This is a genomic window from Massilia sp. Dwa41.01b (genome assembly GCF_014171775.1).
In the GTDB taxonomy this organism is placed as follows: Bacteria; Pseudomonadota; Gammaproteobacteria; order Burkholderiales; family Burkholderiaceae_D; genus Telluria.
On record NZ_CP050454.1, the window covers coordinates 399694 to 414912 of the forward strand.

10 protein-coding genes and 1 pseudogene are annotated in these 15219 nt (G+C 63.6%); 7 read left to right on the top strand and 4 right to left on the bottom strand.

What is annotated here, in order from left to right; translation table 11 throughout:
• Positions 1–87: 87 nt before the first annotated feature.
• Positions 88–645 carry an acyloxyacyl hydrolase gene (locus G4G28_RS01765; protein ID WP_182990620.1) on the bottom strand — a complete coding sequence of 186 codons (558 nt, stop codon included), beginning with the start codon at positions 643–645 and terminating at the stop codon, positions 88–90.
• Positions 646–800: 155 nt separating this feature from the next.
• On the opposite strand from G4G28_RS01765, the pseudogene G4G28_RS01770 reads away from it, so the two are divergent.
• Positions 801–1650 (top strand): annotated as a pseudogene (locus tag G4G28_RS01770) (NAD(P)-dependent oxidoreductase).
• A gap of 158 nt (positions 1651–1808) precedes the next feature.
• Here G4G28_RS01770 and G4G28_RS01775 read toward each other — a convergent pair.
• Positions 1809–3002, bottom strand: coding sequence for a M20 aminoacylase family protein (locus G4G28_RS01775; protein WP_182991687.1), 1194 nt, complete (start codon positions 3000–3002; stop codon positions 1809–1811).
• 272 nt (positions 3003–3274) lie between these two features.
• Between G4G28_RS01775 and G4G28_RS01780 the strand changes: the two genes are divergently transcribed.
• The 5 genes from G4G28_RS01780 to G4G28_RS01800 all read left to right on the top strand — a co-directional run bounded on the left by G4G28_RS01780 (position 3275) and on the right by G4G28_RS01800 (position 11172).
• A complete protein-coding gene (locus G4G28_RS01780; protein ID WP_182990622.1) occupies positions 3275–5383 on the top strand; it encodes a molybdopterin-dependent oxidoreductase in 2109 nt (702 codons plus the stop codon).
• Positions 5364–6485 carry an aminopeptidase gene (locus G4G28_RS01785; RefSeq protein ID WP_182990623.1) on the top strand — a complete coding sequence of 374 codons (1122 nt, stop codon included), beginning with the start codon at positions 5364–5366 and terminating at the stop codon, positions 6483–6485. The genes G4G28_RS01780 and G4G28_RS01785 overlap by 20 nt, the downstream gene beginning before the upstream one ends.
• 181 nt (positions 6486–6666) lie before the next feature.
• Positions 6667–8364, top strand: coding sequence for a long-chain-fatty-acid--CoA ligase (locus G4G28_RS01790; RefSeq protein ID WP_182990624.1), 1698 nt, complete (start codon positions 6667–6669; stop codon positions 8362–8364).
• 93 nt (positions 8365–8457) lie between these two features.
• The gene (locus tag G4G28_RS01795; RefSeq protein ID WP_182990625.1) at positions 8458–10143 is read left to right on the top strand and encodes a long-chain-fatty-acid--CoA ligase; all 1686 of its coding nucleotides are present in this window, start codon (positions 8458–8460) and stop codon (positions 10141–10143) included.
• 738 nt (positions 10144–10881) lie between these two features.
• A complete protein-coding gene (locus tag G4G28_RS01800; protein ID WP_182990626.1) occupies positions 10882–11172 on the top strand; it encodes a hypothetical protein in 291 nt (96 codons plus the stop codon).
• 37 nt (positions 11173–11209) lie between these two features.
• Here the strand turns inward: G4G28_RS01800 and G4G28_RS01805 are convergent, their stop codons facing one another.
• Complete coding sequence (locus tag G4G28_RS01805; RefSeq protein WP_183107974.1) at positions 11210–12790, bottom strand: alkaline phosphatase; 1581 nt, start codon at positions 12788–12790, stop codon at positions 11210–11212.
• The gene (locus G4G28_RS01810) at positions 12790–13233 is read right to left on the bottom strand and encodes an acyl-CoA thioesterase (RefSeq protein ID WP_182990627.1); all 444 of its coding nucleotides are present in this window, start codon (positions 13231–13233) and stop codon (positions 12790–12792) included. The genes G4G28_RS01805 and G4G28_RS01810 overlap by 1 nt, the downstream gene beginning before the upstream one ends.
• A 62-nt stretch (positions 13234–13295) precedes the next feature.
• Between G4G28_RS01810 and G4G28_RS01815 the strand changes: the two genes are divergently transcribed.
• A complete protein-coding gene (locus tag G4G28_RS01815; RefSeq protein WP_182990628.1) occupies positions 13296–15143 on the top strand; it encodes an ABC transporter ATP-binding protein/permease in 1848 nt (615 codons plus the stop codon).
• Positions 15144–15219: the final 76 nt, after the last annotated feature.

Here is a 15219-nt window from a genome sequence, read left to right on the forward strand (position 1 = left end):
GTTACATAAATTTATGCAGGCTGAATTCAAGGGGACGGCGCAAGGAAGCGCCGTCAATACAGGCGGCGCGCGCTGCCGTCCCGCGCATCAGAACTTGTAGCGTGCGCCGGCGACGAGGAAATTGACGCCGGTATTGGGGCGCTTGATGCTGGCGTTCGAGTAGTGCTGGAATTTCACAGTCAGGTCCCACTTGTTGGCGGTGACATAGCCGACACCGAAGTGGTCGCCGAACTGGAACGCGGTGGAGAGCCGGTCGTCGGCATTGCGGTACAGTTCCGAGAACAGGTTGGCGCCGATGCCGCCCTCGGCGTACCAGCCGAGGCCATCGTCGCGTCCGTAGCGCAGGACCGGCGTGAAGCCGATGACGGCGAGGTTCTGGTGCCGTCCCGCCTCATTGCGATAGGCGCTGCCGCGCCAGTAGGCGGCCGACACATCCCAGTAGCCGCCCAGGTGGCGGCCCTTCGAGGCCAGCCAACGCGCTTCCCAGTTCGACTGCAGCGCCACGCGCGCCAGGCGCACATGTTTGCCGCTGCCGAATTCGACAGATGCCGAGTCGATCAGGCCGTTATCGGCAGCGAATGCCGGACTTGCCGCCAGAACCGCCGCGCCAAGAAAGATGCCAATTCGTGTTTGGAGAGAGGACATAATTGCTTTCATGAGGTAGGCGCCAGTCCACGCTGGCACGTGCAATAATTGTACTATTGTTAATAAAACAAGGTCGCGCGCGCTCAATCGTGCGAGGGAACCACATGACACTTCCGGTTGTCGCATTTCTTGGCATTGGCCTGATGGGCCGGCCGATGGCGCTGCGCCTGGCCGCGGCCGGGTTCGCTCCCCGTGTCTGGAACCGCAGCCCCGCAAAGGCGGCCGCGCTCGCGGGTTCAGGCGCCGTACCCTGCGCCGACCTGGGGCAGGCGGTGACGGGCGCGGCGGTCGTGGTCTCGATGCTCGAGGCCGGCCCGGCGGTTGGCGCCACTATCGCCGCAGCCTTGCCTTCCCTGGCGCCCGGCGCCCTGTGGATCGACATGAGTTCCACCCGCCACGACGAAGCGCTGGCCTTCCATGCGCGCCTGGACGGGCACGGCATGCGCTTTCTCGACGCCCCGGTGTCGGGCGGGGTGGCCGGTGCCGAAGGCGGCACGCTGGCCATCATGGCCGGCGGCAGCCTGCACGATTTCAACGAAGCGCTGCCGCTGTTTGGTGCACTGGGCAGCGCGCGCCTGGTGGTCCCGGCCGGCAGCGGGCAGGTGGCGAAGCTGTGCAACCAGCTCATTGTCGGCGCCACCATCCACATCGTGGCCGAGGCATTGTTGCTGGCGCAGGCGGCCGGCGCGGATCCGGCTGCCGTGCGCGAGGCGATCCGCGGCGGCTTCGCCGGCAGCCGCATCCTCGACCTGCATGGCCAGCGCATGCTGGAGCGGAATTTCGTGGCGGGCGGGCAGGTGAAGAGCCAACTGAAGGATTTGCACAACGTGCTCGCGGCGGCGGCCGAAGCCGGGCTGGCGCTTGCCGCTGACAGCGGCGGCCACGCGCAGTTACGAGTCGATCGCGGACGAGTTGGGTGGCGCCGACCATGCGGCAGTGCTGCTGGCGCTGGAGCGGATCAATCCGGGGCAGAGATTGGGGGGCGGCGCCGACCAGTTGGCGTAGCAGCAGCCGGAACACGTTGCGCTGTTCGAAGGTACGAACACGTGGAGTCAGGACTCCACCCTACATACCGATCCTCGTCGGGTGGAGTCCTGACTCCACGCGGTATCGGAATATGCAGACCAGCCCGATCACATTGACCGGACCGTCTGTCCAGTACTTCAACCCGCCTTCAAGCCCATCTCGACGAGCCGCACCCAATAGCTCGCCCCGATCGGCAATAGCTGATCGTTAAAATCATAACTGCCATTGTGCAGCTGGCACGGCCCCAGCCCATGCCCGCCGGCGCGGTGGTCGCCGTCGCCATTGCCGATGAAAACATAGCACCCCGGCTTCGCCTGCAGCATGAAGGCGAAATCCTCCGCGCCCATGGTCGGTTCGACAGCGGTATTCACGTTCGCCTCGCCCACGACGGCACGCATCGCCTCGATCGCAAACGCGGTCTGCTCGGGATGGTTGATCAGCGGCGGATAATTGCGCTTGAAGCCAAACTCGACGCTCGCATTGAAGCCGGTCGCGATGCCCTGCGCCATCTCTTCCATGCGCCGCTGGACCAGGTCGAGCACGCTTGTCGAAAAAGTGCGCACCGTGCCGATCAACACAGCCTCGTCGGGAATGACATTGGTGGCGCTGCCCGCATGGATCTGCGTGATCGACAGCACCGCCGTCTCCAGGGGATTGCGTTCGCGCGAAATGATGGTCTGCCAGGCCTGCGCGATCTGCACCGCCACCATCACCGGATCGATGCCGCGGTGCGGTTGCGCCGCGTGCGCGCCCTTGCCCTTCACGACCACGCGGAACTCGTTACTCGATGCCATCATCGGACCGGGAATCACGCCAAAGCTGCCTTCCGGCAGGCCTGGCCAGTTATGCATGCCGTACACCGCGTCCATCGGGAACTTATCGAACAGGCCATCCTCGATCATGCGGCGTGCGCCGGCACCGCCTTCTTCGGCGGGTTGGAAAATGAGATACACCGTCCCATCAAAGTTGCGATGACGCGACAAATAGTGGGCTGCACCCAACAACATCGCAGTATGACCGTCATGCCCGCATGCATGCATCTTGCCGGGGTGGCGCGACGCATGGTCAAATGTGTTGAGTTCCTGCATGGGCAGTGCATCCATGTCGGCGCGCAGGCCGATGGCCCGGTTCGAGTTGCCATTCTTGATCATGCCAACCACGCCGGTCACGCCCAGCCCGCGCACGACGGGGATACCCCATTCGGTCAGGCGCGCGGCCACGACATCGGCGGTGCGCTGCTCTTCGTAGCTCAGTTCCGGGTGCGCGTGCAGGTCGCGGCGGATGGCTTCCAGTTCGGTCTGGAAAGCAAGGATCGGTTCGACGAGTCTCATTTTATTCTCCCTGTTTGCATGGGCTTTCATGCATGTAGAGCATCTAACAAAACCCTTATGACTGCGTTGCATCGTCTCGCCGTACTTTCGTACTGTCTTCGACAATGCGCGTTGCCTCAAGAGCCCAGCTCTCGAGGCTCCCAAGGGCTTTGTTAGACGCTCTCATAACATTGTAGCCCGCCTCATCATGCGAAATCCAGCCTTGGTCACCGGCCCCGGCGGAATCAGATAAAGTATTGGTTTATCGAAGTTTTTTCCGAGAATTGAATCCGATGTCCGTCACCCAAGTTCGCGCCACCTGCCCCCACGATTGTCCCGATACCTGCGCCTTGCTCGTTACCGTCGAAGACGGCGTGGCAACCGAGGTGCGTGGCGATCCGGAGCATCCGACCACGGCGGGCGTGCTGTGCACCAAGGTGTCGCGCTACGTCGAACGGACCTATTCTCCGGACCGGGTGCTGTATCCGATGCGCCGCGTCGGCAAGAAGGGCGAAGGCAAGTTCGAGCGCATCAGCTGGGATGCCGCACTCGATGAGATCGCCAATCGCCTGAAGCCGATCGCCGCGCGCGATCCGCAAGCGATTCTGCCCTACAGCTATTGCGGCACCATGGGCCTGGTCCAGGGCGAAGCGATGTCGATGCGCTTCTTTAACAAGCTGGGCGCGTCCCTGCTCGACCGCACGATTTGCGCCACGGCCGGCGCCACCGGCTACAAGTACACCGTCGGTGCTTCGATCGGTACCGACATGGAACAGTTCCAGGATGCGAAGCTGATCATCATCTGGGGCGGCAATCCGATCGCTTCGAACCTGCACTTCTGGATGCGCGCCCAGGAAGCCAAGCGCCGTGGCGCCAAGCTGATCGCGATCGATCCCTACCGCTCCCTCACGGCCGAGAAATGCCACCAGCACATTGCGCTCTTGCCCGGCACGGATGCCGCGCTGGCGCTGGGTTTGATGCATGTCCTTATCAATGAAGACCTGCTCGACCACGATTACATCGCCAACTACACCCTCGGTTTCGCGGAACTGAAAGCGCGTGCGCTGGAATGGACCCCGGAACGCACCGCCGAGACTTGCGGCATCACGGCCCAGGAAGTGACCGACCTGGCACGCCTGTACGGCGGCATGGCCAAGCGCGGCGAGCCGGTCGCGATCCGCTGCAACTATGGCGTGCAGCGTGCCCGCGGCGGCGGCATGGCCGTGCGCAACATGACCTGCCTGCCGGCGCTGGTCGGCGCCTGGCGCCATGCCGCTGGCGGCATCCAGTTGTCGACTTCCGGTTCGTTCCCGGCCAACCGCACGGCGCTGCAGCGCCCCGATCTGCTGGGCGAGCGCAAGCCGCGCACGATCAACATGACGACCATCGGCGACGACCTGCTGAAGGACGCCTCGCCGGAATTCGGCCCGAAGGTGGAAGCCGTCATCGTCTACAACGCGAACCCGCTGGCGATTGCCCCGGATTCGGCGAAGGTGCAGGCCGGCTTCGAGCGTGACGACCTGTTCACAGTAGTGCTGGAACATTTTCAAACCGACAGCGCGGACTATGCCGACATCCTGTTGCCGGCCACGACACAGCTCGAGCACGTCGATGCGCACCTGGCCTATGGCCACCTGTACATGATGGCGAACAACGCGGCGATTGCCCCGATGGGCGAAGCCAGGCCGAACACGGAGATCTTCCGCCTGCTGGCCGCGCGCATGGGCTTTACCGATTCCTGCTTCCTCGAAAGCGACGACGAACTGGCGGCGCAGGCCTTCGACAAACAACACGAGCGCGCGATCCACTTCGACTGGGAATCGCTGAAACAGAAGGGCTGGCAAAAGCTGAACATGCCGGACGCGCCCTTTGCGCAGGGCGGTTTCCCCACGCCTTCGGGCAAGTGCGAGTTCTATTCGAGCACAATGGCTCAGGATGGCCTGGATCCGCTGCCAACCTATATCGCACCCTACGAATCCGTGGCCTCGAATCCGACGTTGGCGAAGAAATATCCGCTCGCAATGATTTCTCCGCCAGCACGGAACTTCCTTAACTCAACCTTTGTCAATGTACAGAGTTTGCGTGCAACCGAGGGCGAGCCGCACCTCGACATCCACCCGATTGACGCCGCCCCGCGCGGCATCGCTCACGGTGACATGGCACGTATTTTCAACGATCGCGGCTCCTTCGTTGCCAAGGCGCGCGTGACCGAGAAAGCGCGACCGGGCCTCGTGGTGGGTTTGTCGATCTGGTGGAAGAAGCTGGCCACCGACGGCAAGAATGCCAACGAAGTCACCAGCCAGCGCCTGACCGACATGGGACGGGCGCCCACTTTCTACGACACCCTGGTGCAGGTCGAAAAGGCCGCGCCCCCTCACGGACATGAAGAAACTCACCTCTAGACTCCCCCGCTTTTTCCGGCACGCGCTGATCCTCGGCGCTGCCGCCGGAATGCTTGCCAGTTGTTCTACTCTGAATTACTACTCCCAGGCCGCCCAGGGCCAGCTCGAACTCCTCTCCGACGCCAAGCCAATCGACGACTGGCTGGCCGATCCCGCCACGAATACCTCCCTGCGCCACCGCCTCGAGGCCGCGCGCCAGATCCGCCGCTTCGCCGTCCAGCAGATGGGTTTGCCGGACAACGGCAGCTACAAGAACTACGCCGCCCTGAAGCGCCCCTACGTGTTGTGGAACGTGGTCGCCACGCCCGAGCTGTCGCTGAAACCCCTGCAGTGGTGTTTCCCCGTAGCCGGCTGCGTCAACTACCGCGGCTACTACAGCAAGGAAGACGCGCAAGCCTACGCAAAGCAATTGCGCGCCGAAGGCCGCGACGTCGAAGTCGGGGGCGTGAGCGCCTATTCGACCCTGGGCTGGTTCAGCGACCCGCTCATTTCCACCTTCATCAATTATCCTGACGCCGAACTGGCACGCCTGATCTTCCACGAACTGGCGCACCAGATGAGCTATGTGCCGGGTGACTCGCGTTTCAACGAGTCCTTTGCCAGCGCGGTCGAGGAAGAGGGCGTCGAGCTGTGGCTGGAGCGCTTCGGCAATCCACAGATGCGAGACGGCTACGCGCGCTACACGGCGCGGCGCAAGGACTTCCTGGCGCTGCTGCTCAAATACCGCAAGGAGCTCGAGCTGGCCTACGCCTCGCCGCTGGACGACGCGCACAAGCGCGTCGAGAAAACGCGCTTGTTCGCCGCCCTGAAGGACGAGTACCAGGTGCTGAAAGTGAACTGGGGCGGCTATGCCGGCTACGACCGCTTCTTCGCCGAGCCGCTGTCGAACGCCCACCTGGCCTCGATCGCCACCTATAACGACTACGTGCCGGCCTTCCGCGCGATGCTGCGCGGCGAGAAGAATTTCGGCGCTTTCTACAGCAAGGTGAACCGCCTGGCCAAGCTCGAGAAGGCCGAGCGCCAGCGCGCGCTGAAGCTCTACGACGTGCCAACCGCACCCGCCACTTTCATGGTGCAACGCACCAATGGAGCGCTGCGGTAGAGGGCCTGTTCCAATCGCGCCAAAAGCGCTTGCGTATGCGAGCGCTGCCCGATAGCATCACAATCAGCAATAGCAAAGGCGCAAGCGTCTGCGCGCGCCTGTACGCTGCATGCCATGGCGCCAATCGCGTTGCGAGGGGAGCCATGGACGATAACGATTCTATTGGAGACAGAGGCACCTGATGGACAAAATTTGGCTGAAGTCGTATCCCCCTGGTGTACCTGCCGAGATCAATCCCGACCAGTACACCTCGCTCGTCCACATGCTGGAAGAGTCCTTCCAGAAGTACGCGCAGAACAACGCCTACGTGTGCATGGACAAGTTCCTGACCTATGCCGAGCTCGACTCCTGCTCGAAGCGCCTGGCAGCCTGGCTGCAAAGCCGCGGCATGGCCAAGGGCGCGCGCGTGGCGGTGATGATGCCGAATGTCCTTCAATACCCGATCGCGATCGCCGCCATCCTGCGTGCCGGCTACACGGTCGTCAACGTCAATCCGCTGTACACCCCGCGCGAACTCGAACACCAGCTGAAGGACTCGGGCAGCGAAGCGATCATCGTGCTGGAAAACTTCGCCAGCACGGTGCAGCAGGTGCTGAAGAACACCCCGGTGCGCCACGTGGTCGTGGCCAGCATGGGCGAAATGCTCGGCGCGGCCAAGGGCATGCTCGTCAACTTCGTCGTCCGCAACGTCAAGAAAATGGTGCCGGACTTCGCGCTGCCGAACATGGTGCGCTTCAAGGACGCGCTGGCGCAGGGCGCGAAAATGCCGTTCACGGCGCCGACCATCGTGTCCAGCGACGTCGCCTTCCTCCAGTACACCGGCGGCACCACCGGCGTGTCGAAGGGCGCCACCCTCACGCACCGCAACGTCATCGCCAACGTGCTGCAGACCGAAGCCTGGGCCGAACCCGCCACCTCGCAGCCGCCGCTGGTCGACTTCCAGACCATCGTCTGCGCGCTGCCGCTGTACCACATCTTCGCGCTGACGGCCTGTGCGCTGTGGGGCATGCGCGTCGGTGCCCTGAACATCCTGATCCCGAATCCGCGCGACATCCCCGGCTTCATCAAGGAACTGGGCAAGTACAAGATCACGATGCTGCCGGCCGTGAATACGCTCTACAACGCCCTCGTGAACCACCCGGATTTCGCCAGCGTGGACTTTTCGCACCTGAAGACGGCGAATGGCGGCGGGATGGCCGTACAACAGGCAGTTAATGACAAGTGGAAACAAATAACCGGGAAGAGTATCATCGAGGGTTACGGCTTGTCGGAAACCTCGCCGGTCGCCACCTGCAACCGCGCGGACGAGCAGGGCTTCACCGGCGGCATTGGCTTGCCAATCCCGTCGACCGATATCGCCATCCTCGATGACGCCGGCAATCCGGTGGAACTCGGTCAGCCGGGCGAGATCGCCATCCGCGGCCCGCAGGTGATGGCCGGCTACTGGAACCGCCCGGACGAAACGGCGAAAGTCATGACGCCCGACGGCTTCTTCAAGTCGGGCGACGTCGGCATCATGGACGAGCGCGGCTACGTGAAGATCGTCGACCGCAAGAAGGACATGATCCTGGTCTCGGGCTTCAATGTGTACCCGAACGAGCTCGAAGGCGTGATTGCCGCGCACCCGGGCGTGCTCGAATGCGCCGTGGTCGGCGTGCCGGACGAGCATTCGGGCGAGGCGGTGAAGGTCTTCGTGGTCAAGAAGGACCCGAACCTGACCGAAGCGGCGCTGATGGACTATTGCAAGGCGCAGTTCACCGGCTACAAGAAACCGAAGTACATCGAGTTCCGCGACGAACTGCCGAAGACGAATGTCGGCAAGATCCTGCGGCGCGCGCTGCGCGACGAACAGCAGCAGAAACAGAAGCAAGCAGCTTGATGCGCCGCAGGCGCGCAGGCTGAACCGGCCGCCCGGCTTTTTCGGGCGGCTTTGCATTTTATTGGACACAGCATTCAGGAAGGCAGGCAACAGATGGACAAGTTTTGGCTCAAGTCGTACCAGGCGGGCGTACCGGCGGAGATCGACCCGACGCAGTACCGCTCCCTGACCCATTTGCTGGAAGAATCCTTCCGCAAGTACGCAGGCCAGGACGCTTTTGCCTGCATGGACAAGCGCATTACCTATGCCGACCTCGACCGCCTGTCGGCGCAGATGGCGGCCTGGCTGCAAAGCCGCGGCCTGCAGCCGGGCGCGCGCGTGGCGATCATGCTGCCGAACGTGCTGCAATATCCGGTGGCGATGGCTGCGGCCCTGCGCGCCGGCTACACCATCGTCAACGTCAACCCGCTCTACACCCCGCGCGAACTGCAGCACCAACTGAACGACTCCGGCGCCGAAGCGCTGGTGGTGCTGGAAAACTTCGCCAATACGGTGGAGCAGGTGATCGCCAACACCCCGGCCCTGAAGCACATCATCGTCGGCAGCATGGGCGACATGCTGGGCACGGTGAAAGGTACCATCGTCAACTTCGTCGTCCGTAAAGTGAAGAAGATGGTGCCGAGCTGGTCGCTGCCCGGCGCGGTCTCCTTCAACAAGGTGCTGGCCGACGGCGCGCGCCTGTCCTTCAAGCCGGTCACGCAAGGCCACGACGACATCGCCTTCCTGCAGTACACCGGCGGCACCACCGGCGTGTCCAAGGGCGCCGTGCTGCTGCACCGGAACATCCTGGCCAACCTGCTGCAGAACGAAGCCTGGTTTTCGCCGTCCCTGGTACGCCAGCCGGCGGGCCAGCAGCTGCAGTTCGCCTGCGCGCTGCCGCTGTACCACATCTATGCGCTGACGGTCTGCGGCCTGCTCGGCATGCGCCTCGGCGCCATGAACCTCCTGATCCCGAACCCGCGCGACATGGACGGCTTCATCAAGGAGCTCGGCAAATACAAGATCAACGTCTTCCCGGCGGTGAACACCCTGTACAACGGCCTGATCAACCACCCGGAATTCGCCAAGCTCGACCATTCCACTTACCTGGTCTGCCCGGCTGGCGGCATGGCGGCGCAAAAAGTCGTGGCCGACAAGTGGCTGCAACTGACCGGCGTGCCCATCGTCGAGGGCTATGGCCTGTCGGAAGCCTCGCCGGTGGTCACCGGTAACCGCTGCGACATCACCGAATTCACCGGCACCATCGGCCTGCCCTTCCCGTCGACCGAAGTGGCGATCCTCGATGAGCAGGACCAGCCGGTCCCCTTCGGCCAGTCCGGAGAAATCGCCGTGCGCGGCCCGCAAGTGATGGCCGGCTACTGGAAGCGCGACGACGAGACGGCGAAAGTCATGACCGCCAGCGGCTTCCTCAAGACGGGCGACATCGGCATCATGGACGAGAAGGGCTATACCCGCATCGTCGACCGGAAGAAGGACATGATCCTGGTCTCGGGCTTCAATGTGTACCCCAACGAAGTCGAAAACGTGGTTGCTTCGCATCCGGGCGTGCTGGAAGTGGCCTGCGTCGGCGTGCCGGATAAACACTCGGGCGAAGCCGTCAAGCTGTACGTGGTCAAGAAGGACCCGGCGCTGACCGCCGAGACGCTGATGGACTTCTGCAAGGAAGAGCTGACCGGCTACAAGCGCCCGCGCCAGATCGAGTTCCGCGAGACGCTGCCGAAAACCAACGTCGGCAAGATCCTGCGCCGCGAGTTGCGCGACGAGAAGCAGAGCGCCTGACGCATATCCCGCCTGTACAGGCACAAACGCCCGACTGACCCTGGCCTTGCGGCGCCGGGTTGGTCGGGCGTTTTTCTTTGGCTAAGAGCCTATCCCGGTAGTCCGGAGTCGCTGCTGGCGCGCCTGACAAACGCGTGCTGCGTTGCTCGTCGTTGCATGGCCAGCCATGCGGCCTCCTCGCGCCTTGCCCGCGCTTGCCATGCATCGCCACCAGCTTTCCCCGGACTACCGGGATAGGCTCTAAGTACTCGACCGAAAATAAATGGGAATTTTGGCAAACAGAACTGGATGCGGTGCAAGGCGGCGAGCGCGCCGCAGTGCGAGCACTAAAAGCGCGAACCGACGCAGCAACGCGCTGGTTCTGGAAGCCAAAAACACATCTATTTTTGGGTGAGTACTTAGAACCTATCCCAGTAGGAGATGAGTCGTTGCTGACGCGCCTGACAAGCAGATGCTGCGTTGCTCGTCGTTGCATGGCTCGCCATGCGGCCTTCTCGCGCCTTGCCTCTGCTTGCCATGCATCGTCATCAACTTCCCCCTCCCTACTGGGACAGGTTCTTAGTGCTGTGTATCCTCGAAACGGAGGGCCACAGCAGGACTGCGCCTACGCCGCGACGGGCGATTGGACGTATTCCTCTGTAGCGCTCGGCGAAAGCCGGCGGGGCGATTGAGAGGTATCATTTTTGCATGGCTCGCCAGGCTCGGGCGAGTCTGATCGATTGCAGAAGGAGAACCACCATGCGCGCTTTGATCATAATGGCAGCCAGCGTCATCGGCTTGCTTGGATGCTCGACCCCGGAACAACAGGCAATGAAGCAGCAGGCTGAAATGGACCGCATGATCGCTGAATATGGACCGGCATGCAGCCAGCTGGGCTATGGAATGAACACCGATCCCTGGCGCAATTGCGTCGTCCAGCTGGCGGCAAAGAACGGTGACGGCCGTGGACGCGTCTCGACCTCCATCTTCGGCAGCTTCGGCAGCTGGGGTGGCTCCGGCGTCGGCATTGGCATCGGCGTCGGGCGCTAGCCTTAAGGCCTGAACAGACACCAGCGCAACACGGCGCTCACGCGCGGGCGATGCGTACCGATCGATTGTCCAGCGCAAACGAGGCAAGCCTTGCCTGTCCCGAGCGCGCGTCGCGTACATCGTCGAGCGCCATGAAATGCACTTGGCTTGTCTCGGGGGTGATTTCCAGCAGCATATAGCCGCGCCGGTCGCTCCTTCCGTACAGCATGTGCGGATTGCGCTCGACATTTTCCTGGGTGCGCGCCTGTGGCCGCGAACTCGAGGTCACCGAAGTACCGCAGAATTCGGGCGCAAGCACGGGATTGGCTTTTGAGACCGGCCGCGTGAAATCGCGCCGCAATTCGCTCGCATAAAACGTGTGGACGTCTCCCGCCAGCACCAGCGGATTGCCCGCGCCGCTGTTCACCAGCGTGTCAAGCAGGCGCCGGCGCGCGAGCGGATAGCCATCCCAGCCATCGGTCCAGAAGCGGCCATCCTCGGCCGAGCGTACTGGCACGCCGCTCGACTGCGCCAGCGGCGTCTGCTGCGCCAGGATGTTCCAGCGCGCGCGTGAAGTCGACAAGCCCTGGACCAGCCAGGCTTCCTGTTCCTCTCCCAGCATCGTGCGGCGCGGGTCGCGCAGTTCCGCGCAGGCGCGCGCCAGCACGACGTTGGAACCGCCGCGGCCCGGTTTCGGGCAGGCGAGGGGAGAGCGGTACTGCCGGTCGTCGAGCACGTGAAAGCGCGCCAGCCGTCCCCAGTCATAGCGCTGGTACATGCGCATGCTCTTGAGGCCGGCGCGGAGTGGTGGCAGGCGCAGCGGCATGTGCTCATAGAAGGCCTGATAAGCGGCGGCGCGGCGGGCGGCGAAGTCGCTTGATAAACGCTCGTCGATGTCTCCCGCGTAGTCGTTGGCCACCTCGTGGTCGTCCCAGGTGACGATCCAGGGGGCGGCATGGTGGGCCGCCTGCAGATCCCGGTCGGTCTTGTATTGCGCATAGCGCGCACGGTACTGGTCCAGCGTGAACGACTCGCTGGTCCTGATCGCACGGGCCGGATGCTGCAGCTGGTACGGCCCCCACTCATAGATGTAGTCACCCAGGAAGGCGACCAGGTCGGGTGCTGCCTGCGCGATGTGGCGGTGCGCCGCATAGTGGCCGAATTCCCAGTGCTGGCAGGACGCCACCGCCAGCTTCAGGCGCCTCGGCAGCATGTCCGGCGCGGGCGCGGTACGCGTGCGGCCGACCGGGCTGACCGCTTCGCCCAGCATGAAGCGGTACCAGTACCATCGGTCGGGCCGTAAGCCGGCCGCGTCGACGTGCACGCTGTGCGCCAGCTCGGGGGATGCGACGGTGCTGCCCTGCGCGGCGATCTTCCTGAACCCCTCGTCCTCTGCCACTTCCCAGCGCACCGTGAGCGCGAGCGGCGGGTTCGAGGCCGCGTTCAGCGGATCGGGCAGGATGCGCGTCCACAGGATCACTGCATTCGGCAGCGGCGAACCGGAGGCGACGCCAAGGGAGAATGGGTAGCGCGAGCCGGCCGCGGTGGCGCTGAAGCTTGCGCCCGTGACCGCGGCAGCGGTCAGGCGCGCCGCGTCCAGCAGGAAGCCGCGGCGCGCATCCCGGCCGGACTGCTGCATTATTCGGGATGCGAGATCAGCTCTTCCAGCGGCGGCAGCTGGCGTGGTTTGCGGTCCGGGCCGGTAGCGACATAGGTCAGCGTCGCTTCGGTGACTTTCACGATATTCGACTGCAGGCGGTTGCGTTCGGCGTACACCTCGACATACACGGTGATCGACGTGTTGCCGACCTTGACGATATCGGCGTAGAAGGACAGCAGGTCGCCCACGAACACCGGGTTCTTGAACAGGAAGGAATTGACGGCGATGGTCGCCACGCGGCCATTCGCGCGGCGGGTGGCCGGCAGCGAGCCGGCGATGTCGACCTGGGCCATGATCCAGCCGCCGAAGACGTCGCCATACACATTGGCGTCAGGCGGTCCCGGCATCACACGCAGTTGCGGAATTTTTCCTTCCGGGAGGCGGTTGGTGTGGGCGGGGGGGGTGTTTTCGGGCGTGGTCATCTTGAAATCTCATGAAAAGCTACAATCGTCCCGAATTGAACCATAAATCCCGGACCCCTGCCATGCGACGCTCTTCCCCCAGCTCCCTCCCGCCACCCGACGCACCCGGCAGGCAGCGCACCGACTGGGCCACCCTGCGTACCCTGTTCCCCTACCTGTGGGTCTACAAGTGGCGCGTGATGGCGGCGCTTGGCGCGCTGATCGGCGCGAAACTGGCGAATGTCGGCGTGCCGCTGGTGCTGAAAAAACTCATCGACGCCCTCGCGATCGACCCGGCCCATCCGCAGGCATTGCTGGTGCTGCCGGTGGGCGCGCTGGCGGCCTATGGCCTGCTGCGCCTGTCGACCACGGTGTTCACCGAGCTGCGCGAATTCCTGTTCGCGCGCGTCACGCAACGGGCGGTGCGCACGATTGCCCTGAAAGTGTTCCGCCACCTGCATGCGCTGTCGCTGCGCTTTCACCTGAACCGGCAAACCGGCGGCATGACGCGCGATATCGAGCGTGGCACGCGCGGCGTGAATTCGCTGATCTCGTACTCGCTCTTCAACGTGCTGCCGACCCTGGTCGAGATCACGCTGGTGCTGGGCTACCTGGTCGTCAAATACGACAAGTGGTTCTCGATCATTACCGCCGTTGCGCTGGGCACCTACATCACCTTCACCGTAATGGTGACGGAGTGGCGCACGCATTTCCGCCGCACGATGAACGAGCTCGATTCGAAAGCCAACACCAAGGCGATCGACTCGCTGCTGAACTACGAGACGGTGAAATACTTCGGCAACGAAGACTACGAAGCGAAACGCTACGACCAGGGCCTGCAGCACTACGAGAACGCGGCCGTGCGCTCGCAGACTTCGCTGTCGGTACTGAACACGGGCCAGTCCCTGATCATCGCCACCGCCGTCACGCTGATCCTGTGGCGCGCGACCGAAGGCGTCATTGCCGGCACCATGACGCTCGGCGACCTGGTGCTGGTCAATTCCTTCATGATCCAGCTGTACATTCCGTTGAATTTCCTGGGCGTGATCTACCGCGAAATCAAGCAGGCGCTGGCCGACATGGAGCGGCTGTTTGGTTTGCTCGACCAGAACCGCGAAGTGGCCGATGCGCCGGGTGCCCAGCCTTTGGTGGCGCAGGGCGCACGCGTCGAGTTTTCACACGTGGAATTCAGCTACGAGACCAAGCGCCAGATCCTGTTCGACGTCGACTTCGCCATCCCGGCCGGCACCACCACCGCCGTGGTCGGCCACAGCGGCTCGGGCAAGTCGACCCTGTCGCGGCTGCTGTTCCGCTTCTATGACGTGAACAAGGGCGCGATCAGCATCGATGGCCAGGACATCCGCAAGGTGACGCAGGCGTCTTTACGCTCTGCGATCGGCATCGTCCCCCAGGACACGGTGCTGTTCAACGACACCATCGAATACAACATCGCCTACGGCCGACCGGGCGCAAGCCACGCCGACATCGTCGCGGCGGCACGCGCGGCCTCGATCCACGATTTCATCGAGACCCTGCCGGACGGGTACAAGACGATGGTGGGCGAGCGCGGGCTCAAATTGTCAGGTGGCGAGAAGCAGCGCGTGGCGATTGCGCGCACGCTGCTGAAGAACCCGGCGATCCTGATTTTCGACGAAGCAACGTCGGCGCTGGATTCGAAGTCGGAGCAGGCGATCCAGGCGCAGCTGAAGGAGATCGCGAAGAACCGCACCACGCTGGTGATCGCGCACCGGCTGTCGACGATCGCGGACGCGCAGCAGATCATCGTGCTCGATCACGGCCGCATCGTCGAGCGCGGCACGCATGGCAGTCTGCTGGCGGCGCGCGGGCTGTATGCGCAGATGTGGGAGCGCCAGCTGGCGCGGCCGGACGAGGAGTTGGCGTCGCCGCCGGTGGAGTTGCAGGGGGAGTGAAGTAGTACGTGGCGCTGTTGCGTGAGACGCTTTCGGCCCGCATGATCCGCGTGGGCTCAAGAGCCCACCCTACGGG